The organism is Beutenbergia cavernae DSM 12333 (genome assembly GCF_000023105.1).
GTDB classification, from domain to species: domain Bacteria; phylum Actinomycetota; class Actinomycetes; order Actinomycetales; family Beutenbergiaceae; genus Beutenbergia; species Beutenbergia cavernae.
Map to the genome: position 1 here is coordinate 19,063 of NC_012669.1, position 20,571 is coordinate 39,633.

Below are 20,571 nucleotides of genomic sequence, written 5' to 3' on the forward strand. Positions count from 1 at the left end.
CGAGGGCCCGGACCGCTTCGCGCGGTCCGGGCCCTCGTGCGTGTCGGCTCGAGCTCAGCCGGCGTCGTCAGCCTTCTTCGTGGTGCGCCGACGCGTGGGCTTCGCGGCGGCGTCCTTGGCCTCGGCCACGACGTCCTCGACCTCACCGGCCGCGGCGTCGACCTTCTCGGCAGCGGTGTCGGCGGCATCCTTCGCGGTGTCGGCGACGGCGTCGGCCGCGTCCTCGACCTTGTCCTTCGCGGCCCCGGTGGTCTCGGCGGCCGCGTCGGTGACGGTGGACGTGCCGCTGGCGAACGCGTCGTCGACAGCTGCCTGCGCGTCGTCGCCGGCCGCGTCCTCCCAGTACTCCTCGGCCCACGGGTCGTCGAGCGGCTGCGTGCGGCGCCAGACGGCGTAGCCGGCGACGGCGACGGCGCCACCGACGGCGATCCAGCCGATGGTGCGGCCGACGTGGCTCTTCTTCGGGGGCTCGACGAACTCGACGACGGCCGCCGTCGCGGCCTTGGCCTTGTCAGCGGCGCCGTTCGCCCCGGCGGCGGCGGCGTCGGCGGCCTCCTGCATCGCCGCGACGATCTTCGGGATGACGACGTCGACGAGCGTGTCGTGCGCGGAGTCGGTGGCGTCCTTCGCCTTCTCGGCGGCCTGCTCGACCTTCGGGGCCGCGGCGAGGACACCTGCCCGCCACGCCTTCTCGATCCGCGGAGCAGCCCAGTCGATGGCGGCCTCGACGCGCGGCGTGGCCCAGTCCTTGCCCTGCTCCGCGAGGTGCAGCGCCGACTTGCCGGCCTCGGTGGCCTGCTCCTTGATCTGCTCCGGGTCGACGTGCTTCTTCTTGCGCGACATCTGCACTCCCTCTGGCTGGTCGATCCGCCCACTCCGCGATGCCCTCGGGGCCGAGTTCCCTATCGTGCCACTGCGGCCGGACGAGCGCGATCCGCCTCCGGGAGGATTCTGCGTCGCACGGGCCGCCGGGCCGGCATGGGAGGATCGGGCCATGGACGCGATCATCCACACCAGCGCGGGCGACATCCGCGTCGAGCTCCTCCCGAACCACGCCCCGAAGACCGTCGCGAACTTCACCGGTCTCGCGACGGGCACGAAGGAGTGGACCGACCCCGAGACCGGACAGCCGGCGAACCGGCCTCTGTACGACGGCGTCGTCTTCCACCGCGTGATCCCGAACTTCATGATCCAGGGCGGCGACCCGCTCGGCACGGGCCGCGGCGGCCCCGGCTACCAGTTCGACGACGAGATCCACCCCGAGCTGAACTTCACGCAGCCCTACGTGCTCGCGATGGCGAACGCCGGCAAGATCGCCGGCCGCGGTACGAACGGCTCCCAGTTCTTCATCACGACCGGCCCGACCACATGGCTCCAGGGCAAGCACACCATCTTCGGCCGCGTGACCGACGAGGCGAGCGTCGCCGTCGTCGACGCCATCGGCACCACCGCCACCGGCGCGCAGGACCGGCCGCTCGAGGACGTCGTCATCAGCTCGATCGAGATCGTCGAGTAGGCACCTTCGTGAGGGCACGACGGCGTCCGGCGCGTTCCGCGGCCCGGCTCACGTGAGCGGGTTCGGCGGGTACGGCGCCGCGCCGCCGCCCGGTGGCACGCCCCCGCCCGGGGGGTACGGCGCCGTACCCCCGGGCGAACAGCCGCCGGGTCAGGGTGTGCCGTCGTACGGGGTGTCGGCGCCGGTGTGCCCGCGCCACCCCGACCGGATCTCGTACGTCACGTGCCAGCGCTGCGGGCGACCGGTGTGCCCCGAGTGCCAGCGGCCCGCAGCCGTGGGTGTGCAGTGCGTGGACTGCGTGCGCGAGGCGCGGTCCCGGACCCCGCGCACGCGGACCCCTCTCGGCGGGCGGGCGCGCGCGGGGCGGCCGGTGATCACGCTGACGATCATCGTCATCTGCGCGGCGATCGAGCTGCTGCGGTACGTGGCGCCGGGGCTGTACTCCGAGGTGTACCAGGCGATGGCGTTCTCGGCGGCCATCGGCGAGGTGCAGCCGTACCGGTTCCTCTCCGCCGCGTTCCTGCACGGCGGGCTGCTCCACCTGGCGTTCAACATGTACGCGCTCTGGATCGTGGGCGGCTTCCTCGAGCAGATGCTCGGCCGCTGGCGGTACGCGGCCCTGTTCCTGCTGAGCGCGATCGGTGGGTCGGTCGGGTACCTGCTGCTCGCCGACCCCTTGTCCCGTGCGTGGACGATCCCGGTGGTCGGGGCGTCCGGCGCCGTGTTCGGGCTGTTCGCCGCGATCGTGTTCGTGCTGCGCAGCACGGGCCGGAATGCGTCGCAGATCCTCGTGCTCATCGCGATCAACGTGGTCATCGGCTTCGTCGTGCCGGGCATCGCATGGCAGGCGCACCTCGGCGGCATGGTGACGGGCGCGCTGCTCGCCGTCGCGTTCGTGTACGCGCCGCCGCGGATCCGGTCGTGGTCGAGTCCCGCGGCGTGCGTGGCGGTGGCGGTGCTGCTGGTCGTTGCGTCGTTCGCGAAGTACGCCGCCGTCTGAGGGGCCTACCCGCCCGTCTGGGGTTTGGGCTTGAGGCGTGGGGCCCTGAGGCCTAGGAGCCGTGAGCCCTGAGGCCCTGAGGCGCGGGCCCGTCGGCTCGGCGTCGTGGGCGTCCAAGCCCTCAGCTGTGTGCGCTTCCGCCCGGCCGGGCCGTGCCCCCTCCCGCGAGGGCCGAGTCCGGCCGGATGACCTCGAGGTAGTACCGGGCGCGTGAGGTAGTACGCCCGAACCCCTTCTTCGGGCGCTGGGTCCTTCCTCAGCGCCCGCTCGCAGGCTGTCTCGTGGCGACGGCCGAGTTATCCACAGCTGTGGGGAAGTCCTGCGTGTCATCCACAGCCGTGTTCACACGTGTGGAATTACACCCGTGTAGTTTTCCACAGGGCACTCCACACCTGGGGACGAGAGGAGCTCCCGGCGGTGGAAGGTGTCGCAGGTGTCGCGCCGGTGGAAGTCGCGGCCGGTGGAAGGGTGGCGCGCCGACCCTCGCACTCCACGTCGAGGTTCGTACCTCCGGGGTGCGAGGTTCGACGGCTAGTGCGAGGTTCGGCGCGTGCCGCGGGGGTGAAGCAGGGCCGGCGTCAGCGCCAGCGCATCGTCATGACGAACCCGACCAGGATGAAGGCGAAGCCGATGGCCAGGTTGAAGTTGCCGATCCCCGGCACGGGGTAGTTCGACTGCGAGATGTAGGTGACGACCACCCACACGAGGCCGACGATGAGGAGCGTGAGGAAGGTGGGCACGTACCAGGCCGGGTTCGGCTTGGCCTCCGCAGACTTCGGCGGCGGCGTGTAGGCGGGCTTCTTGCGCGACTTCGACTCGGGCACGGGTGACTCCTCGGACGACGGTTCCTGCGCCCAGGGTAGTGGCCGGAACCGTGAGCGGGGTCCCCGACGTAGAATCGGCGGACAGCAGGCGCCGCTCGGCGCACGCCGCCCCGGAGGATCCCCGTGACCGAGAAGCCCGCCCGAGCGCGCACGTCGCTCGCCGTCGGCGTCGTCGCGGCAGTGGCGGGAGTCCTCTTCGCGACGAGCGCGTCGGTGTTCGCCGACGACGGCGAACGTCGACCCCAGGACCTGCGCGGCCTCGTGGCCGAGGAGAACTCCCGACTGGGGGACATCAACGCCGACGTCGAGGCGCTCCGGAGCGAGGTGGCCGAGCTCGAGGCCGAGGTGGGCGCGCCGCCCCAGCCCGCCGACGCCGACACCGCGATGGGCGCGGGGTTCGTCGCGGTGACAGGGCCGGGGCTCGTCGTCGAGCTCTCCGACGCCCCGACCGGCGGCACGCTCCCCCAGGGGGCCCGCGCCGACGACCTCGTGGTCCACCAGCAGGACCTCGAGGCCGTCGTCAACGCGCTGTGGGCCGGTGGCGCCGAGGCCATGACGATCCAGGGTCAACGCGTGACGTCGACGACGGCGGTCCGGTGCGTGGGGAACGTGCTGCTGCTGCAGGGCAAGACGTACTCGCCGCCGTACCGCGTCGCGGCGATCGGCGACCCCGCCGAGCTGCGCGACGCCGTCGACGACTCCCCCACCGTGCAGGTGTACCTGGAGTACGTGGAGGCCTACCACCTCGGGTGGAGCGTCACGCAGCAGGCCGAGATCGAGATGCCGGCGTACGACGGCGATCGCACCCTGACGTACTCGACGGTCCCTGGTGAGGGTGGCGATGGCGACTCCTGAGATCGACTCGTGGGACGCCGTCGTCGGGACCGACGACCGCGCCCGGCCGGCACGACGTGCCCGGCAGGATCCCGCGCGACGCCGACGGCGCCCGGTCAAGCAGTCGTTCGGGTCGCGGCTCGTGGGGTTCGTCGGCGAGCTGCTCATCACGGTGGGTGTGCTGCTCGGCCTGTTCGTGGTGTGGCAGCTGTGGTGGACGGACGTCGAGGCGATCCGCGAGCAAGGACACCTGATCGCCGAGCTCGAGGAGACGTTCACGCCGTCGCCGGAGCAGGCGGGCGAGGTCCGTACCGACGAGCCGCCGGTGATGACGGCGCCGCCGCTGGGCGAGACGTTCGCCGAGCTGTGGGTGCCTCGCTGGGACGCCGACGACCCGTACCGGCGCACGATCGCCGAGGGGGTCGACCGGGCCACGGTGCTCGACGTCATCGGCATCGGCCACTACCCGGACACGGCGATGCCGGGCGACGTCGGGAACTTCGCCACGGCCGGCCACCGCCAGACGTTCGGCAGGCCGTTCTTCGCCGTCGACCAGCTCCAGACGGGCGACTCCCTCATCGTGTCGACCGCTGAGGCGTGGTACGTCTACACAGTCACGGAGACGGCGATCGTGGCGCCGACCCAGGTGAGCGTCATCGCCCCGAACCCCTCCGACCCGAGCGCGGAGCCGACGGAGCGCCTCATCACGCTCACGACGTGCCACCCGCTCTTCTCCACCCGTGAGCGGTTCATCGTGCACGGGGTGCTGGACCACTGGGTGCCGCGCGAGAGCGGTCGCCCCGCCGAGCTCATCGCCGCAGAGGAAGGAACGGGCTGAGGATGTACGGATGGATCTGGCGTGTGCTGCCCGGGCCGGCGTGGTTCAAGGCGGTCGAGGCGCTCGTGCTCGTCGCGGCGGTGGTCGCCGTCCTGTTCCTGTGGGTGTTCCCCGAGATCGCCCCGCACCTGCCGATCAACCAGCAGACGGTCGGGGAGGACGGATGAGTCGCATCCTCGTCATCGACAACTACGACAGCTTCGTCTACACGATCGTCGGCTACCTGCAACAGCTCGGCGCCGAGACGGTCGTGCTCCGCAACGACGCGACGGGCGACGTGCCCGAGGACCTGGCCGGCTACGACGGCGTCCTGGTCTCCCCCGGCCCCGGCACCCCGCACGAGGCCGGCACGAGCATGGAGATCATCCGGCGGTGCGCGTCGAACGGCGTCCCGATGCTCGGCGTGTGCCTCGGCCACCAAGCGCTCGCGGAGGTGTACGGCGGCGTCGTCACGCACGCGGCGGAGCTCATGCACGGCAAGACGTCGCGCGTGGAGCACGACGGCGCCGGGGTCCTCGCGGGGTTGGACTCGCCGTTCACCGCGACCCGGTACCACTCGCTCGCGGTCGTCACCGAGTCGGTGCCCGCAGAGCTGAGCGTCACGGCCTGGACCGGCGCCGGGACGACGCCGATCGTCATGGGTGTACAGCACCGGGAGCTGCCGTTGTACGGCGTCCAGTTCCATCCGGAGTCCGTGCTCACGGAGGGTGGCCACCGGCTTCTCGCGAACTGGCTCGCGATCACCGGCGACGCCGACGCCGTGGACCGCAGCCGTGGTCTGGCGCCGCTCGCGCCCGTCAGCCCTCGCTGACCCGCGCGCCGCTACACACTCTGCGACACGCCGCCCGGCAAAGGCTCGTTGTGAGTGTGAGTTCCGGGCCCTGTGAACGCTCACGGCCCCCGGAACTCACACCCACAACGAGGTCAGGGCTCTTCGTCCGGCGGCTCGGTCGGGCCTTCGGTCGCTGACGGCGTCTCCGTGGGCGTCGGCGTCGGCTCCGGCGGTGCGATCGCGATCGACACCGTGATCGTCGAGAAGCGGGGCACGATGGTGTTCGGCGTCCAGTCGACCACGATGCCCGGGTCGATGTCGCCGGTCGGCTGCTCGACACGAGCGAACACGAGGTTGTTGTCCTGGAGCAGCTGCTGCGCTTCCGCCTCGGTCAGGCCGGTGAGGTCAGGCACCGCCACGTTCCCGGTGGCGATCTGGAGCACGATCGTCGCGTTGGGGGCGACCTCCTGACCGGCTGCCGGATCGGTGCCCGCGGCCTGGTTCTGGGCCAGGTCGGCGTCGTCCACCGGCGCGGTGCTGATGTTGGCCGCGTCGAAGCCCGCCTCGATCAACGTGTCCCGCGCTTGTTGCTGCGTCTGGTTGCGGACCTCCGGCACCGTGATCGTGTCCGGCCCGGCCGAGATGTACACGTACACGGTGGTCCCGGGGTCGACCTGGGTCTCGGCCGCAGGGTCGGACCGGATCGCCAGATCCTGCTCGATGGTGTCGCTCGCCTCGGTGCGGCTGAAGTCAGGTTCGAGCTCGAGCGCTTCGAGCGCCTCCCGGGCGTCGTCCTGCGTCATCCCCTCGACGTTCGGAACGGCCACCTGCGTCGGCGTCGGCGTCTCGTTCCCACCGGGATCGTCGCCACGGTTGAGGAGCGCCCAGATGATCGCGCCGATGAGCAGCACCCCGAGGATCGCGAGGACCCAGATCCACCACTTCCGCGGTCCGCCGCCCTCGTCCTCGCCGGCACCGTCGTCCGCGAGGACAGCCGCCGTCGCCGCCGCGGCAGCCGGCGCGCCGAGCACCTGCGTCGCCTCGGTGGCCGGCCCGGCGTTGGCCGCGCGGATCGCGCCGACGGACGGCGCCCCCACCACACCACCGGCGCGCGCGGCCTCGAGGTCGGAGCGGAACTCGGCGGCGCTCTGGTAGCGCACGTCGCGGTCCTTGGCGAGCGCCGTGAGCACGATGCGGTCGAGCTCCTCCGGCACGTCCGGAGCGATTGACGACGGCGTCGGCGCCTCCTCCCGCACGTGCTGGTACGCGACGGAGACCGGTGAGTCGCCGATGAACGGCGGCCGACCGGTGAGGAGCTCGAACAGGAGCGCGCCGGTCGAGTAGACGTCCGAACGCGCGTCGACGACCTCACCGCGCGCCTGCTCCGGGGAGAGGTACTGCGCGGTGCCGACGACGGCCTGGGTCTGCGTCATCGTGGCCGCGGAGTCGGCCATCGCCCGCGCGATGCCGAAGTCCATGACCTTGACGTCGCCCGTCGGCGTGATCATGACGTTGGCGGGCTTGATGTCGCGGTGCACGATCCCCGCGTGGTGGGAGTACTCGAGGGCGGACAGCACACCCGAGACGATGTCGACAGCCTCGTCGATCGGCAGCGCGGCGCCGTCGCGCAGGAGGTCGCGGACGGTGTGCCCCTCGACGTACTCCATGACGATGAACGGCAGGTGGGTCTCGACGCCGGTCGGGGACATGACGATGTCCTCGCCGGTGTCGTAGACGGAGACGATCGCCGGGTGGTTGAGGGCGGCCGCCGACTGGGCCTCGCGGCGGAACCGCGCCTGGAAGGTGGGGTCGCGTGCCAGGTCGGAGCGCAGCACCTTGATCGCGACACGCCTGGACAGGCGGTTGTCGCGGCCGATGTGCACCTCGGCCATGCCGCCGCGCCCGATCAGCTCGCCGACCTCGTAACGGCCCGCGAGGACGCGTGGGAGCTCGTCCACGTCTAGAGACCCTCCACTCTGCTGCCACCCACCGCGTCCGCGGCGAGCTCCGCACCGTGCGCCTCCTCCGCGGCCACGCCCCCGATCGGGCGCACCCCGGTGGCGCCGCTGCCCAGGGACGTCGGCGTGCCAAGAGTACCGATCGCCAGGACCAGCAGTGTCAGCACGGCCACGACGGCGATCACGGCGCCGGCCAGCAGCCACCTGTTCTCGGTCCAGTCCGGCCAGGAGATGCGCCGGAACCACGCCACGACGCGCCCGAGCGGCTCGGCCAGCCACGCGGGTAGCTGCGGCTCGGACGCCGCCCGCCCGCGTCGCGGACCGGCGCGATGCGCCGAGCGCGCCGTCGCCCGCCCGAGGGGACCGGGCGCCGTCGTCCCGGCGGCAGCGGCCGCGGCGGGCACGTCGTGAGCCGGCGGCCGACCCCGCCGAGCCCGCCGCGTCTGCGCTTCCGCTCCCGTTCCCGCGCCGGCCGCGCGCGGGGAGGCTGCGGCGGCGTCGGCGCCTGCGCCGTCGGACCCCGGGGCCTCGCCGTCCGCCGGCAGCTCACGCTGACGACGCCGGTCCGCAGCCGTCGGGCGCCAGCGGCCCTGGACGGCGTCCGGGTTCCACTCCTCGGCGCCGATGGCCGCGGCGATCTCGTCGAGGCGCACGGCGAGCTCCGCCGCGGAGGCCGGCCGCCGGCCCGGCTCCTTCTCGAGCATCGACATGACGAGCTCGCGGAGCTCGGCGTGGACGAACTGCGGGAGCGGCGGCACCGGCTCGCTGACGTGGGCGAACGCGATGTCCACCTGCGTCGTCCCCGTGAACGGGCGCTGGCCGGCGAGCGCCTCGTAGGCGATGATCCCGAGCGCGTAGATGTCCCCGGCGGGGGTGGCGGCCCGCCCCATGGCCTGCTCGGGCGGGAGGTACTGCGCCGTGCCCATGACCATCCCGGCCGCCGTCATGGGCGCCTGGTTCGCGCCGAGCGAGATGCCGAAGTCGGTGATCTTGACCCGCGAGTCGGCGGTGATGAGCAGGTTCGACGGCTTGACGTCGCGGTGCACGACGCCGGCCGCGTGCGCCACCTGCAGCGCCCGGGCGGTCTGGGCGAGGATCGGCAGGAGCTGGTCGGGCGGGAGCGTCCGACGGCGTTCCAGCAGGTCGGAGAGCGGCTCCCCGGCAACCAGCTCCATCACGAGGTACCCGACGCCGTCGACCTCGCCGTAGTCGTGCAGCATCGCGATGTTCGGGTGCGCGAGGTTCGCCGAGTTGCGTGCCTCGGTGCGCAGGCGCTCGAGGAACATCTCGTCGCCGGCGAACTCCTCGCGCAGCACCTTCGCGGCGACCTGCCGGCCGAGGTGCGTGTCGACGGCGGACCACACCTCGCCCATGCCACCCATGGCGATGCGCTCGCGCAGCTCGTACCGGCCGCCGAGCAGCACTCCAGCCTCCGGTCTCACTGGTCGATCACCGCCTGCATGATCGAGCGCGCGATCGGTGCGGCGAGCTGGGCGCCGGTGTACTCGCTGGACAGCGAGCCGCCGTTCTCGACGACGACGGCGACGGCCACCTGCGGGTCGTCGGCCGGCGCGAACGCGGTGAACCACGCGTGCGGGTTGGCCTCGGGTCCGTCACCCTCGATGCCCGACTCCGCGGTTCCGGTCTTGCCGGCGACGGCGACGCCGGGGATCTGCGCCGTCTGCCCGGTGCCGTTCTCGACGACGTTCGTCATCAGCTGCGTCATCGTCTCCGCGACGTCCGCGGACATCGGCTGGGAGAACTCGCTCGGCGTGGTCTGGGACAACACTCCCAGGTCAGGACCGCGCTCCGTGGCGATCGTGTACGGCGTCATGAGCACGCCGTCGTTGGCGATCGCCGCGGACACCATCGCCATCTGCAGCGGCGTCACGCGCACGTCGTACTGCCCGATCGCGGCGAGGGCCAGGAACGCGGGGTCGAGCTCTCCGTCGACGCCCTGCGGGAACCGGCTCGGGGTCACCGTCATCGGGACGTGGAGCTCCTGCCCGAACCCGAACGCCTCGGCCTGCTCGCGCAACGCCTCGTCGCCGAGCTCCTCGACGGCGAGCTGCGCGAACGGCGTGTTGCACGACTCCTGGAGCGCGTACTCGAGCGTGACGGTGTCGCCGCCGCACGTCCCGCCGCCGGGGTTGCGGATGTCCGCGCCCGCGCCGGGGGCGCGGTACGTCGTCGGCGCGGGGACCTGCGTGTCTGGAGCGAAGTCGCCGGTGGCGAGCAGCGCCACGGTGTCGACGAGCTTGAACGTCGAACCCGGCGCGTACTGGTTGCCCGCGATCGCGCGGTTGTCCAGAGGCCGGGCCGGGTCGGCGAGCAGGGCGTCCCACGCCTCGTTCACGGCGGACGAGCTGTGCGCCGCGAGCGTGTTCGGGTCGTAGCTCGGGGTCGACACCATCGCCAGGATGGCCCCGGTGCGCGGGTCGATGGCCACGGCGGCGCCGGCTCGGCCGGCGAGCGCATCCCAGGCCGCCTGCTGCGCGACCGGGTCGATCGTCAGCTCCACGGAGCCGCCGCGGGGCTGGCGACCCGTGACGAGCGACTGGAGCCGCTCGAGCCACAGCGACGACGCCGTCCCGTTGAGGACGTCGTTCGCCGCGTCCTCGATCATCGAGGAGCCGAAGACGATCGAGTGGTACCCCGTGAGCGGCGCGTAGACGTCGCCCTGCACGTACGTGCGCTGGAACCCGAACGGGTCGTCGACGGGCACGGACTCCGCGACGGGGGTGCCCGCGACGACGATGGGCCCGCGGTCGCGACCGTACTCCCGATACGTGGTGCGGACGTTGCGCGGGTCGTCGTTGAGGCCGGGCGCCTGGACGTACTGCACCCACGTCACGCCCACCATGAGCACGAGGAACATCGACATGACGACGGCGGAGAGGCGCCGCAGCGGGGCGTTCACTCGGTCCTCACCACCTCGGTGACGGCCGTGTCGGCGCCGTCGGCGTCATCCGCGGAGCCGGCCCCGCGGGCGGTGACGCGCTCGCCGTCGTCCGCCGCGGCGTCGTCCACGCCGGGAAGGTCGTCCGGGACGGGCTCGGCGGCGACGGCCGGCCGCCGGGCGGCGTCGGAGATCCGCAGCAGCAGCGCGAGCACGATCCAGTTCGACACCAGCGACGACCCGCCGGCCGCGAGGAACGGCATGGTGAGACCGGTGAGCGGGATGAGGCGCGTGACGCCGCCCACGACCACGAAGCACTGGAAGGCGATCGTGAACGCGAGCCCGGAGGCGAGGAGCTTGCCGAACCCGTCGCGCACGCCGATCGCCGTCCGCAGCCCGCGCTGCGCGAGCAGGAGGTAGCACAGCAGCAGGGCCAGCAGGCCGGTGAGGCCGAGCTCCTCCCCGAGCGAGGCCACGATGAAGTCCGAGTTCGCGTACGGCACGAGGATCGGGTGCCCCAGCCCCCAGCCCGTGCCGAACAGCCCGCCGCTCGCCATGCCAAACAGCCCGCGCACGAGCTGTCCCGAGCCGCCTGGGTCCCGGTTGTAGATCTCGGGGTCGAAGGCGTGGAGCCAGACCGTGAAGCGCGCGAGGACGTACGGGGACGCGACGGCTGCTGCGACGGCGCCGCCCCCGAACAGGAGCGCGCCGATGATCACCCAGGAGAGACGCTCGGTGGCGACGTAGAGCATCGCGACGAACATCCCGAACAGCAGCAGCGACGTCCCGAGGTCGCTCTGCTGCACCAGGACCCCGATGCTGACGATCCACGCGAGCACGATCGGGCCCATGTCGCGCAGCCGGGGCAGCTGCAGGCCGAGGACGCGCGGTCCGGCGAGCGTGAGCGTGTCCCGGTTCGTCACGAGGTACCCGGCGAAGAACACGGCGAGGCAGATCTTCGCGAGCTCCGCGGGCTGGAACGTGAACGGCCCGACGCTGATCCAGATCGTGGCGCCGTTGATGTTGAGGCCGAGGCCCGGCACGAGCGGCAGGAGGAGCAGGCCGAGCGCCACCACCATGGCCGTGTACGTGAACCGGCGCAGCGTCCGGTGGTCCCGCAGGAACAGCAGGACGGCCGCCGCCAGCACCATGCCGAGGATCATCCAGACGAGCTGGCGGTTCGCCGCCGTCCCGGCGTTCCCCCGCAGCTGCTCGGCGATGTCGATGCGGGCGATCATCGCGAGGCCGATGCCGCCGAGCGCGACGGCGAGCGGGAGCATGATCGGGTCGGCGTACGGCGCGCGCCAGCGCAGCAGCAGGTGCAGGCCGAGCGTGAGGAGCGTGAACACGACCGAGTCGCGCAACGTGTTCGCCGGGATCACGCCGGACGTGTTCAGCCCGACCTGGACGTAGGCGTAGATCCCGAGCGCCAGCGCGGGCACGAGGAGGGCGAGCTCGGCCCAGCGACGGTTCGGCGCGGCCTCCGGTGCGATCGTCGCCATCAGGCGCTCCCGACGACGGCCGGCACGTCGCCGGTCGGGCCGGCCGGGGCGCCCGTCGTGTCGTCCGGGGGCTCGGTGGGAGCCGGTGAGGCGGGCGGGAGCGACGGCGCCGGCGTGCCGCCCTGGCCCGGCGCCGTGGGCGACGGACTCGGCGTCGGAGTCGGGCTCGCCGTCGGATCCTCGGGGGCGGTGCTCTGCTCCTCGAGCCCGCGGACGATGCCCCGTGCGCTCTCGAACGAACCGGTGACGATCGTCTCGGTGAGCCGGTCCTGGGCGAACGGCGGCAGGTCCTCCACCCGCAGGTCGGTCGTGACGACGACGTGCGAGAGCCGGACCGGGCCGATCTCCTGCGGGATGCCCTGGTAGATCGCCACGTAGTCGCCGGACGCGGCCACGTAGTACTGGGTCTGGGTCCACCGGGAGAAGCCGTATCCCGCGCCGGCAAGGATCGCGAGGACGAGGGCGACGACGAGCACGGGACGCACCCACCGCCGTCGTGCCGGCTTCGGGTCCTCGTCCGGCTCGACGTCGGCCGCCGGGTTCAGGGCGGCCGCCCGCGCCGCCGCGCCCGACCCGCCGCGGGTGGGCCGGTGCCGGTCGGTGGCTGCCGCGCCGACGACCTGCGGCGTCGGATCCGGCGCCGCGCCGTCGGGCAGCGCGTCGACGTCGACCACGTCCGCGACGACGCACGTCACGTTGTCGGGTGCACCGGCACGCAGCGCGAGCTCGATGAGCGCCTCCGCGCACGCCGCGGGGTCGCGCACCTCGCCGACGGTCGTCGTGATCGTGTCCGCGCTGACGTACGACGAGAGGCCGTCGGAGCACAGCAGGTACCGGTCCCCGACCCGGGCCTCGCGGACGGACTCGTCGAGCACGACGTCCGGTCCGGAGTCGCCGAGGACCCGCAGGAGCACCGACCGCTGCGGGTGGTGCTCGGCCTCCTCCTCGGTGAGCCGGCCGATGTCGACCAGGTGCTGGACGAACGTGTGGTCGCTCGTGATGCGCTCGAGCCGCGCGTCGCGGAACACGTACGCGCGGGAGTCCCCGACGTGCACCATCGCCAGCTTGTTGCCGGAGCGGAGCATGGCGATGAGCGTCGTGCCGAGCCCGGCGAGCTCCGGGTCCTCCGCCGCGAGGTCGCGCAGCTCCTCGTGAGCGTCCTGGACGGCCCGGTCGAGGTGGTCGAGCAGGTCGTCGGCCCCGTGCGACTCGCCGTCGAGCCCGGCGAGGTGGGCGATCGCGACCGACGACGCGATGTCGCCGCCGGCCGGGCCGCCCATGCCGTCCGCGAGGACCAGCAGGTGCGGGCCCGCGTACCCCGAGTCCTGGTTGACGGAACGGACCAGGCCCACGTCGGAGCGCGCGGCGTAGCGCAGAGCGATCGTCACGCGGTTACCTCTGCAGCTCGATGACGGTCTGGCCGATCCGCAACGGCATGCCGAGCTCCATCGGCTCGGGGCCGCCGATGCGGTGGTCGGCGAGGTAGGTGCCGTTCGTGGAACCCAGGTCCTCGACGAGCCAGCGGCCGTCGTGCGGGAAGATCCGCGCGTGCCGCCCGGAGGCGTAGTCGTCGTCGAGCACGAGGGTGCACCCCGGCGAGCGCCCGATGAGCACCGCGGAGGAACTCAGGGAGAGCCGGGTGCCGGCGAGCGGGCCGGCGAGCACGGCGAGCGTGACCGGCCGCGCCCGGGCGCCGTGCGGCGGCTCCGCGGGGGCGGCGTCGCGGGCGTCGGCGCCTCGCGAGCGACGGGCGGTGAGGCGGGCCACCACGCGCGTGCCGAAGATGTCCTTGCGCAGCACGGAGATCGCGGAGAGCACGAGCAGCCAGAGGAGCGCGAGGTAGCTCAGGCGCAGCAACGTGACGACGAGCTCGCTCATGGTCCGGCGTTCTCCCCAGGGCTCACGCGGCGCCGTCGGCGTCGCCGGACCAGAAGAGGATGCGCGTGCGGCCGAGCGTGATCGTGTTGCCGTCGACGAGCGTGGCCGCGGTGATCTGGTGCCCCTCGACGTACGTGCCGTTCGTCGAGCCGAGATCCGTCGCGACGACGCCGTCGGGGGTGATCCGGATCTCGAGGTGCCGGCGGGAGACGCCCGTGTCGTCGACGATGATGTCGGACTCCGACCCGCGGCCGATGACGGTCACGGGCCCGGTGAGCAGGTAGCGCTGGCCGTCGATGTCGACGATGGGGTGGCGCTGGCTCGGGGCAGCGGGTGCGGTGGCCGGGGCGACGGCGCCACGGACGGTCTCGGAGCGGACGCGGAAGCGGCCGGTCTCGAGCTCGTCGTCCTGCGAGAACCCGACGGTCACCGGGCCGACGAGCGTGTAGCCCTGGTCGGCGGCGTGGTCGGCGGCGGCGGAGACCATCTCGTCGGCGAGCGCCTCCTCGCCCCAGTCGACCACGCGCTGCAGGTCACCCGGGCTGAGCTCGATCTCGAACTCGTTCGGCACGAGGGTGCGGCCGCGGGCGACGACGGCGGTGCGGTCGTCCATCGCGCGGCGGATCGCGCTCGCGATCTCCACGGGCTTGACCTCGGCACGGAAGGCCTTCGCGAAGGCGCCGGAGACGACGCGCTCGACGCCGCGCTCGAAGCGGTCGATGACGCCCATCCCGCACCTCCTCCCGGCTTCTGCTCGCACCCGCCGTCCGGGTGCGGTGCCCTGCCTCCGCTCTCGGGCGACGGCGGTCGTCACCTCGGGCGCACGCGGCGCCACGTTCATCGTAGCGATGAGGGTTTGTGCAGGTCGTGGACGAGGGTGCGTGCCGTGTGAAACGTTCGCCGGCGACGGCGGCCCGCACCTGCGCGATCCGGTGGACGGAGAGGCTCGCGACGACCGGGCGGCGCCCGAGGGTGGGGTGAGCGTCCGAGTGTGGTGCGTGCCGGCCCGCACTCGGGCGCTCACCCCGCACCCGGCGCCGCGAGGCACGCGCTGGGCGGGCTGACCGAGGGGCCCGGCAGCGCGCCAGGGCGTTCGGTCGGGGCGTCTCCTGCGTGCTAATCTGCATGGCGCCGAGCGGCACGTCCGCGCGGCATGCGCGAGTGGCGGAATAGGCAGACGCGCACGGTTCAGGTCCGTGTGCCCGAAAGGGCGTGGGGGTTCAACTCCCCCCTCGCGCACCACCTCGAAGCGGCGGGATCCCGAGCGGATCCCGCCGCTTCGTGCATGTGGGCCGGCCCCTGCCATCGGGGTCGACTCGCGGGGTGCGGACCTCAGGTGCTCGGGTCGTCCCGAGCTGAGGTGACGGGCGACGGCGGGTCGCCGTTCGTCGTCGCCTCCCAGCGCAGCAGGTCACCCGGCTGGCACTCGAGGACCTCGCACAGCGCCTCGAGCGTGGTGAACCGCACCGCCTTCGCGCGACCGTTCTTCAGCACGGCGAGGTTCGCGGGGGTGATGCCGACGCGCTCGGCCAGCTCCCCGACCGACAGCTTGCGCCGGGCGAGCATCACGTCGACGTCGACGACGATCGGCATCAGATCACCTCGTCGAGCTCGGCGCGCAGCGTCGTCGCCGTCGTGTCGAGCGCGACGGCCTTCGCGAGCAGCACCCGCAGGACCAGGACGAGCAGCGCGATGCCGGCGCACCCGGCGGCTGCGGTTCCGAGCATGAGGACCATGCCTGGCGGGACGGCCTCGCCCGGGGCGAGGATCACTCCCAGAGCGAGTGCCAGCAGGGTCGCGACGACGGCGGTTCCGATGATGACGTCGACGTAGCGGAACGCGGCGCGCGAGAACACGGTGTCGCGGCGCACCATCGTGAGCAGCTGCCAGACGCAGACGAGCGCCACCTCGATCGTGGTGAGCCCCGCGATGCCGATGCCGGCGACCACCCACGGCAAGGCGCCGGCGTCGGGCACCTCCTCGGAGATGTCCACAGCCATCAGCGGCGCGATGACGATCTGCCCGAACAGCAGGCCGGCGAAGAGCCCCACGATCACGACGCGCAGCGCGCGGATCGCCAGAACGCCCATGACGCTACCTCCGCTTCCTATCGATAAACGATAGAAACCTATCGCGGAACGGGCGGACTGACAAGCGGCGTCAGCCTGAGGCTCCGCCGGTCAGCGGCTCCGAGCCCACGAGCGTCGCGTACGTGATCCACCGGAACTCGACCGATCCCTTGGGGTGGCAGGCGACGAGCGTGAGGATCGCCTGGGTGGCCGGCGCGCCGGGGTTCTGCGGGTCGGGTCCGACGACGCGCATCGCGTCGGGCGTCACGATCTCCGAGGAGCTGACGGCGTAGGTGTACCGGCCGGTCTCGGTCGTCACGACGATCTCGTCGCCGACGGCGAGCAGGTCGATGTCGTACAGCGGAGCGAAGCTCAGGGTGCGGTGCCCGGCGAGCGCGAAGTTGCCGACCTCACCGGCGAGCGCGCTGTCGGGGAAGTGCCCGACGCCGTCGCGGTCCAGGATCGGGTCGGTGATGCCCTCGTGGACGGGGACCGACCAGTCGGCGCCGAACCGCGGGACGGTGAGGGTGGCGAACGTCGCGCCCTCCACCTGCGGCGCCTCGGCCGCGAGCTCCGGCGTGGGCTCCTCGGCGGGGAGGGTCGGGAGGGTCTGCGGGGGCGACGACGCCGGGGCGGGGACCGTCGCGAGCTCGCGCGCGGCGGGCGCACATCCCGCGAGCAGCGCACCGGCGACGACGACGCCCGCGGCCGCCGTCAGCCAGCGCCGCGCGCGGGTGCGCCCCGCCGCGGCGGCGTGACCAGGGCGAGGGACGTGGGCGTTCGCGTGCTCACCGTCGGGGACGGCCGGCTCCATGAGGCAACGGTAGATCGCGCCCGGGCGCGCCACCAGGCAGCGCCCGCTCCGAGAGGGGTTCCCGTGCAGCCGTGGATGGTCATCACAGTCGCTGCTCGAGTGCGAACCTGATGGCGCTCAGGCGGCGGGCGGCGCCGTCGACCCGCGCGGCACGAGGTGCGGCTGCGGCGCCGTGTGCGACACGACCGGCCCGCCTGCGAGCACGTTGAGCACGCAGTCCGCCGCGAGCGCGCCCATGCCGTGCACGTCCAGGCTCATCACCGACAGTGGCGGGTTCGCCAGCCGGCACAGGGTCGAGTCGTCCCAGGCCAGCAGCGACAGGTTCGCCGGCACGGCGACGCCCATCTCGGCCGCGACGCCGAGCCCGGCCACGGCCATGACGTCGTTGTCGTAGACGATCGCCGACGGCGTCCCGGCCCGCCCGAGCAGCGACCGGGTGGCCCGCGCGCCGCCCTCCTCCGTGTAGTCGGACTCGACGACGACGCCGGTCAGCCCCCGCTCGGCGCACTCCTGGCGGAACGTCTCGACCCGGGACTGCGTGTGCGCGAGCCCGCTCGGCCCGCTGATCTGCGCGAGCGAGCGGTGGCCGAGACCGGCGAGGTAGGCGACGGCGTCCCGCATCGCGTGCGCGTTGTCGATCCACACGTTCGTGAACGGCAGGTCCCGGCGCGGTCCCCCGACCACGACGGTCGGGAGGCCGATCTCCGCCAGCACCTCGAGCCGGCGGTCGTCGCGGCCGAGGTTCGTGACGATGACGGCGTCGACCAGCTGGCCCTCCGCCCACCGGCGGTACGTGGCGATCTCGGCGTCCGCGTCCGGCACCACGTGCAGCAGCAGGGAGTGGCCTTCGCCCGAGAGGCGGCCTTCGATCCCGGCGATGAGCTCCATGTGGAACGGCTCCACGCCCAGCATCCAGGCCGGGCGCGCCAGGACGAATCCGACGGCCCCAGCGCCTCGCGTCACGTCGCTCACACTAGTGCTGACCCGCTTCTCCCCAGGGCGGCTCCGACGACGTCGTTCGCCGTCCGCAGCACTGGCGCCGACGTGAGCGCGGCGGAGTCGAGCGCGACGGCGGTCCTCACGTGGAACGTGACGGACTCTCCGGCGGGCAGCGTGACGAGCGCGTCGTCGACGCTCGCCGCGGGGTCCAGCCGGTCCACGAGCAACGCCACGTCGCGCGTGAGCGAGCGCGCCCGCACCTCCACCCGGTACCCGCCCTCGACGGGCGTGACCTCGGCGGAGATCGACGCCGGGTCGAGCGCCGCGTCGACGTCCTCGACGAACAGGTGCACCGTGCGCTCGTCGCCGAACCGCACGACCACCGCCTCGGCGGCGGCGTCCAGCGGCGTACGCAGCGCCGTCGGCAACGGCACGAGCGCCACGGACCGCGGGGCGACGACGACGTCGAACGCCTCCTCGGCGAGGACCTCACCGGCGAACGTCTCACGGGTCGCGCGTGCGGCGCCCGACCACGGCGCGGCCGTGTCGTTGACGAGCGCGACGACCGGGACGCCGTCGCGCTCGACGACACGCACGAGCCGGTCGGCGAACGCATGCCGGAGGGCGAACCACAGGGGCTTGACCCGCTCGTCCGAGTCGACGGCCGCCCAGGACGTCACGGGCCAGCAGTCGTTGAGCTGCCACACGATCGCGCCGGCGGTGCGCGGCCACCACGAGCGGTAGTGCTCGATCGCGAACGCGACGGCGCGGGCCTGGTTGAGCTGTGTGGCCCAGTGCCAGTCGGCGAAGTCCTCCGGGACGCCGAGGTGCGGGGCGAGCCCGGCGTCGAGCTTGGCGTTGCCGTCGGCCGCCTTCTGGTGCAGCAGGAACGCGGCGTCCTCCGTCGACCAGACGCCGTCCGCCGGCCGCACGGCCCGCTCCAGCGTGGCCCACGCCGGCGGACCCTGGAACCCGAACTCGGAGCAGAACCGGGGGATCTCGGAGGCGTAGTGGGTGTAGTCGAGGCGGTTCCACACCTCCCACTGGTGGTGCGTGCCGTGGTCGGGGTCGTTGGGGTGCCGCTCGTCGAGCGCGAAGCCGGGTGACGACGGGCTGTTCCACGAGTACGGGCGCGTCGGGTCCAGCTCCGCCACGACGCGCGGCAGCAGCTCCGTCGCGTACCCGTACCCCCACGTGGCGCCGTCGAGCTCCGCACGCCAGCCCCAGTCGAGGAAGCCCCAGACGTTCTCGTTGCCGCCGTTCCAGACGACGAGGCTCGGGTGCGGAGTCAGGCGGGCGACGTTCTCACGGGCCTCCGCCTCGAGCTCTCCAGCCAGCGGCTCCTCCTCCGGGTACGCCGCGCACGCCAGGAGGAAGTCCTGCCAGACGAGCACGCCGCGCTCGTCGCACAGCTCGTAGAAGTCCCGCGACTCGTAGATCCCGCCGCCCCACACGCGCAGCAGGTTGAGGTTCGCGCCGAGCGCCTGGTCGATCCGGCGCTCGAGGCGCTCGCGGGTGATCCGCGTGAGGAGGTGGTCGTCCGGGATCCAGTTCGCGCCCTTGACGAAGATCGGCGTCCCGTTGACGCGGAGCGTCCACGGCGTGCCGTGCTCGTCCGGCGTCTCGTCGACGTCGACGGTGCGGAAGCCGATGCGGCGCTGCCAGGTGTCGCGCACCTCGCCGTCGACCAGCTCGACGTCGAGCTCGTACAGCGGCTGCTCGCCGTGGCCCACCGGCCACCACAGCTCGGCCTCCGGCGCGGCGATCTCGACGACGGCGGTGCTCGCGTCCGCGGGGATCGTCACCTCGCGCGCGGCGCCGGCGACGGCGGCCCGGATCGTCAGCGGACCGGCGTCCGTGAGCCCGGACCGCTCGACGTCGACGTGCACGCGCACGTACGGGACGCCGTCGAGCCGGATCCCGACCAGCGGCCGGACGCTCGCGAGCCGCGCCACGCGCCAGCGCTCGACGTGCACCGGTCGCCAGAGCCCGGCGGTCTGGAGGTCCGGCCCCCAGTCCCACCCGAAGCTGCACGCCATCTTGCGCACCATGTTGAGCGGGTGCGGATAGGCGGCCGGGCGCGCGCCCAGCCGGTCGCGCTCCGCCTCGCCGTAGCTCAGAGCCGAGCGCACGTCGACGACGAGGTCGTGCGCTCCGCCGTCCGCCAGGTCCCGGACGTCGAACCGGTACGACCGGTGCATGTTCGCCGTGCGGCCGAGCTCGCGGCCGCCGAGGCTCACCGTCGCGACCGTGTCGATCCCGGCGAACACGAGGTCCACGCGCTCGTCGGCCGCGGCCCCCGCCTCGTCGAACGTCGTCGTGAAGCGCCAGTCGGCGCGGTGCATCCAGGCGACGTCGAGCTCGTGCGTGCCGATGTACGGGTCCGGGATGAGCCCGGCGTCGAGCAGGGCCGTGTGTGACGTCCCCGGCACGGTGACCGGGATCTCGGCGTCGGCGACGGCGTCGGGCACCTCGGCACCGTGCGCGTGGATCGTCCAGCCGTCGTGCAGGTCGCGAGAGTGCAAGGGTGCTCCAGGATGCGTGGTGTGGCGGCGTCGCCACGGTAGTCGCTGCGGTCGGGCCTGTGCTCGGAGATTCTTAGGGCTCCGAACGAAGCGCGTCAACTCAGAGGCGTGGCCGGGACCAGCGAGCGGCTGCCCCAGACGCGCCGACTCCTGGCCCGCGATCGGGCGATCCGTTGCGGTAGCGCGCTCCGAGCGCGACGGAC

At 72.9% G+C, this 20,571-nt stretch carries 21 protein-coding genes and 1 tRNA gene; 7 read left to right on the forward strand and 15 right to left on the reverse strand.

Annotated features, from left to right (window positions below):
* Positions 1-54: 54 nt before the first annotated feature.
* Positions 55-843 carry a hypothetical protein gene (locus BCAV_RS21275; protein ID WP_012725064.1) on the reverse strand — a complete coding sequence of 263 codons (789 nt, stop codon included), beginning with the start codon at positions 841-843 and terminating at the stop codon, positions 55-57.
* 151 nt (positions 844-994) lie between these two features.
* On the opposite strand from BCAV_RS21275, the gene BCAV_RS00100 reads away from it, so the two are divergent.
* A complete protein-coding gene (locus tag BCAV_RS00100; RefSeq protein ID WP_012725065.1) occupies positions 995-1,516 on the forward strand; it encodes a peptidylprolyl isomerase in 522 nt (173 codons plus the stop codon).
* Positions 1,517-1,666: 150 nt separating this feature from the next.
* On the opposite strand, the gene BCAV_RS23560 is transcribed toward BCAV_RS00100, so the two are convergent.
* Positions 1,667-1,846 (reverse strand): hypothetical protein, encoded by a 180-nt coding sequence (locus BCAV_RS23560; RefSeq protein ID WP_342617033.1) that lies wholly within the window; start codon positions 1,844-1,846, stop codon positions 1,667-1,669.
* A gap of 40 nt (positions 1,847-1,886) precedes the next feature.
* On the opposite strand from BCAV_RS23560, the gene BCAV_RS00105 reads away from it, so the two are divergent.
* On the forward strand, positions 1,887-2,516 hold the full coding sequence (locus BCAV_RS00105) for a rhomboid family intramembrane serine protease (RefSeq protein ID WP_342617035.1): 630 nt from the start codon (positions 1,887-1,889) through the stop codon (positions 2,514-2,516).
* A 578-nt stretch (positions 2,517-3,094) separates the two neighbouring features.
* Here the strand turns inward: BCAV_RS00105 and BCAV_RS00110 are convergent.
* Positions 3,095-3,340, reverse strand: a complete 246-nt coding sequence (locus tag BCAV_RS00110; protein WP_012725067.1) for a cell division protein CrgA — start codon at positions 3,338-3,340, stop codon at positions 3,095-3,097.
* Positions 3,341-3,463: 123 nt separating this feature from the next.
* Between BCAV_RS00110 and BCAV_RS00115 the strand changes: the two genes are divergently transcribed.
* The 4 genes from BCAV_RS00115 to BCAV_RS00130 are packed head-to-tail and all read left to right on the forward strand — an operon-like array spanning position 3,464 to position 5,823.
* Positions 3,464-4,195 (forward strand): DUF881 domain-containing protein, encoded by a 732-nt coding sequence (locus BCAV_RS00115; RefSeq protein ID WP_012725068.1) that lies wholly within the window; start codon positions 3,464-3,466, stop codon positions 4,193-4,195.
* Positions 4,182-5,012, forward strand: a complete 831-nt coding sequence (locus BCAV_RS00120; protein ID WP_012725069.1) for a class E sortase — start codon at positions 4,182-4,184, stop codon at positions 5,010-5,012. Before BCAV_RS00115 ends, BCAV_RS00120 begins: the two co-directional genes overlap by 14 nt.
* 2 nt (positions 5,013-5,014) lie before the next feature.
* Positions 5,015-5,179, forward strand: a complete 165-nt coding sequence (locus tag BCAV_RS22830; RefSeq protein ID WP_012725070.1) for a hypothetical protein — start codon at positions 5,015-5,017, stop codon at positions 5,177-5,179.
* Complete coding sequence (locus tag BCAV_RS00130) at positions 5,176-5,823, forward strand: anthranilate synthase component II (RefSeq protein WP_012725071.1); 648 nt, start codon at positions 5,176-5,178, stop codon at positions 5,821-5,823. Before BCAV_RS22830 ends, BCAV_RS00130 begins: the two co-directional genes overlap by 4 nt.
* A gap of 113 nt (positions 5,824-5,936) precedes the next feature.
* Here the strand turns inward: BCAV_RS00130 and pknB are convergent, their stop codons facing one another.
* From pknB to BCAV_RS00165, 7 genes are read right to left on the reverse strand one after another with little or no spacing between them, the layout of a single operon-like run.
* A complete protein-coding gene (gene pknB / locus BCAV_RS00135; protein ID WP_012725072.1) occupies positions 5,937-7,742 on the reverse strand; it encodes a Stk1 family PASTA domain-containing Ser/Thr kinase in 1,806 nt (601 codons plus the stop codon).
* A 2-nt stretch (positions 7,743-7,744) separates the two neighbouring features.
* Entirely contained in the window at positions 7,745-9,184 is a 1,440-nt protein-coding gene (locus tag BCAV_RS00140) for a serine/threonine-protein kinase (RefSeq protein ID WP_043346324.1), read from the reverse strand.
* Positions 9,181-10,662: a peptidoglycan D,D-transpeptidase FtsI family protein gene (locus BCAV_RS00145; RefSeq protein WP_012725074.1), complete on the reverse strand. Its 1,482-nt coding sequence runs from the start codon at positions 10,660-10,662 to the stop codon at positions 9,181-9,183. Before BCAV_RS00145 ends, BCAV_RS00140 begins: the two co-directional genes overlap by 4 nt.
* Positions 10,659-12,143 (reverse strand): FtsW/RodA/SpoVE family cell cycle protein, encoded by a 1,485-nt coding sequence (locus BCAV_RS00150; protein WP_012725075.1) that lies wholly within the window; start codon positions 12,141-12,143, stop codon positions 10,659-10,661. The genes BCAV_RS00145 and BCAV_RS00150 overlap by 4 nt, the downstream gene beginning before the upstream one ends.
* Positions 12,143-13,531, reverse strand: coding sequence for a PP2C family protein-serine/threonine phosphatase (locus BCAV_RS00155; RefSeq protein ID WP_012725076.1), 1,389 nt, complete (start codon positions 13,529-13,531; stop codon positions 12,143-12,145). The genes BCAV_RS00150 and BCAV_RS00155 overlap by 1 nt, the downstream gene beginning before the upstream one ends.
* A gap of 4 nt (positions 13,532-13,535) precedes the next feature.
* Positions 13,536-14,021, reverse strand: a complete 486-nt coding sequence (locus tag BCAV_RS00160; protein WP_012725077.1) for an FHA domain-containing protein FhaB/FipA — start codon at positions 14,019-14,021, stop codon at positions 13,536-13,538.
* A gap of 22 nt (positions 14,022-14,043) precedes the next feature.
* Positions 14,044-14,751, reverse strand: coding sequence for an FHA domain-containing protein (locus BCAV_RS00165; protein WP_012725078.1), 708 nt, complete (start codon positions 14,749-14,751; stop codon positions 14,044-14,046).
* 425 nt (positions 14,752-15,176) lie between these two features.
* Between BCAV_RS00165 and BCAV_RS00170 the strand changes: the two genes are divergently transcribed.
* Positions 15,177-15,263, forward strand: a tRNA-Leu gene (locus BCAV_RS00170).
* 90 nt (positions 15,264-15,353) lie between these two features.
* Here BCAV_RS00170 and BCAV_RS00175 read toward each other — a convergent pair.
* From BCAV_RS00175 to BCAV_RS00195, 5 genes are all read right to left on the reverse strand, one after another.
* Entirely contained in the window at positions 15,354-15,614 is a 261-nt protein-coding gene (locus BCAV_RS00175; RefSeq protein WP_012725079.1) for a helix-turn-helix domain-containing protein, read from the reverse strand.
* On the reverse strand, positions 15,614-16,111 hold the full coding sequence (locus BCAV_RS00180; RefSeq protein ID WP_012725080.1) for a DUF2975 domain-containing protein: 498 nt from the start codon (positions 16,109-16,111) through the stop codon (positions 15,614-15,616). The genes BCAV_RS00175 and BCAV_RS00180 overlap by 1 nt, the downstream gene beginning before the upstream one ends.
* Positions 16,112-16,181: 70 nt before the next feature.
* A complete protein-coding gene (locus tag BCAV_RS21280) occupies positions 16,182-16,904 on the reverse strand; it encodes a class E sortase (RefSeq protein ID WP_050761524.1) in 723 nt (240 codons plus the stop codon).
* A gap of 117 nt (positions 16,905-17,021) precedes the next feature.
* Positions 17,022-17,867 (reverse strand): LacI family DNA-binding transcriptional regulator, encoded by an 846-nt coding sequence (locus BCAV_RS00190; protein WP_144016658.1) that lies wholly within the window; start codon positions 17,865-17,867, stop codon positions 17,022-17,024.
* 5 nt (positions 17,868-17,872) lie between these two features.
* Entirely contained in the window at positions 17,873-20,368 is a 2,496-nt protein-coding gene (locus tag BCAV_RS00195; RefSeq protein ID WP_012725083.1) for a glycoside hydrolase family 2 protein, read from the reverse strand.
* Positions 20,369-20,571 lie beyond the last annotated feature (203 nt).